Consider the following 2369-nt stretch of genomic DNA (forward strand, 5'->3'; position numbering starts at 1 on the left):
GTATCCGCCCCATGAACCCACGGGGCGACTTGTCAGTGTTTGAAGTTCCAAGGCAGGAGTGCGTCGATATCAGGCTCAGCTTTCGCCAGCTCTTTCATGCACTTGACCATGTAGTCGTAGAGGATAAGACCGTTGGCTTTCGCGGTCTCGATGATGCTGTAAAGCATCGCGCTCGCATCAGCACCGTTTGGTGTGTTAGAGAACAGCCAGTTCTTCCTGCCAATGACCAGTGGTTTAATTGCGCGTTCAGCGCGATTATTATCAATAGATAAGTGACCATCGTCGATATAACGAATAAGCTTTGACCACTGCCCAAGCGTATATTTTATCGCTTTGCCTAGTGGGCTAGAGCCAATCACCTTCTGGGTCGTCATCCATTGGTAAAGCTCATCCAGTATCGGCTTGGCAAGCGCTTGACGCTCTGCTTTTCGCTCTTGGGCAGGCGCACCTTTTAAGCGTGATTCTATCCCGTAGAGTTTTTGGATTTTAGCCAGCGCCTTATCAGCCTTGCCTGATTTACCTTTCCCTTGAAGCTTCTTCGCATCCATGAACTTGCGACGAGCATGCGCTAAGCACCCTACATTGGTGACGTGATGCAGACCATCATAAGCCGCGTAGCCATCGGTTTGTAGATAACCGTTGTAGTCACCTAAAAAGTCCACGGGACACGCCCTCGCGCGACTGTTTTGATAGTCGTACAAGGCAATATTTTTCACATTCGGCAGTGCCGCTTCGGGTGAGTCAGCGCCTGAGCAGTAGAGCCACATATAACACTTCTTCTCTTCTTTGAGCACATTGAGCGGCGTTTCATCCGCCTGAACCACCACTTGTTGAAGCAGGTTCTCCTTCAAGGCCGCATACAGCGGGGCGAACTTCTCACTGACTTGGATAACCCACCTTGCCATGGTGGTGCGTGATAGCTCGATACCCGACTGGGTAAACAGCGATTCTTGGCGATAAAGTGGCATCGCGTATTGGTATTTGCCAAGAATGATGTTGGTCAGCAAGCTTTCTGTGGCGAAGCTTTTAGGGATGAGACTCTGAGGGGATGGCTTCTGAACGATACGACTGCTGTCACCTGTTTTCTCGCACTGGCGGCAAGCGTACTTAGGACGAACATATTCCAACACTTTGAGTACCGCTGGCGTGAACTCTAGCTTCTCGCTGCGGTCTTCACCGATTTTATGCAGGCTATGATTGCAGCAAGCGCACTGCTTTTCATGGTCGTCTACATCAAGTTCGATAACCTCACGAGGCAAGGTCTTAGGCAGAGGTTTACGTTTACCGCGCTTTTTCGTTGTGGTCGTGGTTGTCACCTCAACCTCGTTTTCTTTAACGGCTTCGCACTCCGCTTCGTTGAAGAGGTCACCTTGTGATTCATCGTAAGGCTTTAATGCCTCCGAGCGTTTCGCGAACTGACGGTCGAAGGCGAGTTTGAGTTGTTCAAGCAGCGATTGGCGCTCTTGTTTCCACTCATTTTTCTCCGACATCAGAGCAGCTACCATCGCTTGTAGCTCGGCAACATCTTGGCTTTCTGGGTTGATATTTGGCGTCTTTTTCATAGCATTGATTATACTAAAATCGTGCCGTTAACGCTTGGAGAATAAGGCTTTATTCTCGATTAACTCATTGTAAAATCGTTTATTTTGATGGGTTCGTGGCCGATAATTGTGAAGCCTGAAAGCAGTCTATCAAGCTCAAATTGAGTGAGGGTAAACACCTGATTTTTCTCTTTTGAAGGCCACTTATACTTGGCTTTTTCAAGGCGTTTATACCAGAGGGCGAAGCCTGTTTTATCCCAGTACAACACTTTAATCTTATCGCGCTGTTTATTGGTAAACAGGAACAGCGCACCGCTGCCAAGAGGCAAGTCAGTATCATTTTCGATAATCGCTGCAAGGCCGTTGATGGACTTTCTAAAATCGACGCTTTCACGATAAAGGTAAATGTCTGGAGCGCTGAGCATACCTTTCATGACAACGCTCCAATGAGTTCAGCAAGATAGGTGGCTGGCGTGCCTTGAGGAATGCTCAGCTCCACATCATTGATGAGAAGTGTCATGTTCGCCGTAGCTATCTGGGCCTGATACTTGGTTGTCTTTTCAACGATTTCGGCTCTAACAAATCCGACAGATTCCGATTGGTTTGCTGTTTGGAGTTGACGCCGTTTGGCGAAGAACGTGGATAAACTCAGTCCATGCTCTTCACAAAAAGCGCGTTGGGTAACACTGCTACTTTCATATTGTTCAAACAGTGATTGCCATTCTAGGTTGGTGCGTCGTTTTGCCATTTCAACTCTCCTTTGGGTTGGAGAGATGATCTTATTCTTCGTGCTGAAAGATTAGAATGCGGTGTTCATGACACGCTTAC

3 protein-coding genes are annotated in these 2369 nt (G+C 48.0%); all 3 read right to left on the minus strand.

The genetic code is table 11. The features are described 5' to 3' along the window. Positions 1-32: 32 nt before the first annotated feature. From tnpC to tnpA, 3 genes are read right to left on the minus strand one after another with little or no spacing between them, the layout of a single operon-like run. Positions 33-1562, minus strand: coding sequence for an IS66 family transposase (tnpC, locus tag AB6D07_RS22810; protein ID WP_372092026.1), 1530 nt, complete (start codon positions 1560-1562; stop codon positions 33-35). Between the two features lie 59 nt (positions 1563-1621). Beyond that, entirely contained in the window at positions 1622-1975 is a 354-nt protein-coding gene (gene tnpB, locus AB6D07_RS22815; RefSeq protein ID WP_017037716.1) for an IS66 family insertion sequence element accessory protein TnpB, read from the minus strand. Next, on the minus strand, positions 1972-2289 hold the full coding sequence (gene tnpA / locus AB6D07_RS22820) for an IS66 family insertion sequence element accessory protein TnpA (RefSeq protein ID WP_017037717.1): 318 nt from the start codon (positions 2287-2289) through the stop codon (positions 1972-1974). The genes tnpB and tnpA overlap by 4 nt, the downstream gene beginning before the upstream one ends. Between the last annotated feature and the right edge of the window lie 80 nt (positions 2290-2369).

The sequence above is a fragment of the Vibrio sp. 10N.239.312.C11 genome, assembly GCF_041466065.1.
Taxonomy (GTDB): domain Bacteria; phylum Pseudomonadota; class Gammaproteobacteria; order Enterobacterales; family Vibrionaceae; genus Vibrio; species Vibrio tasmaniensis_A.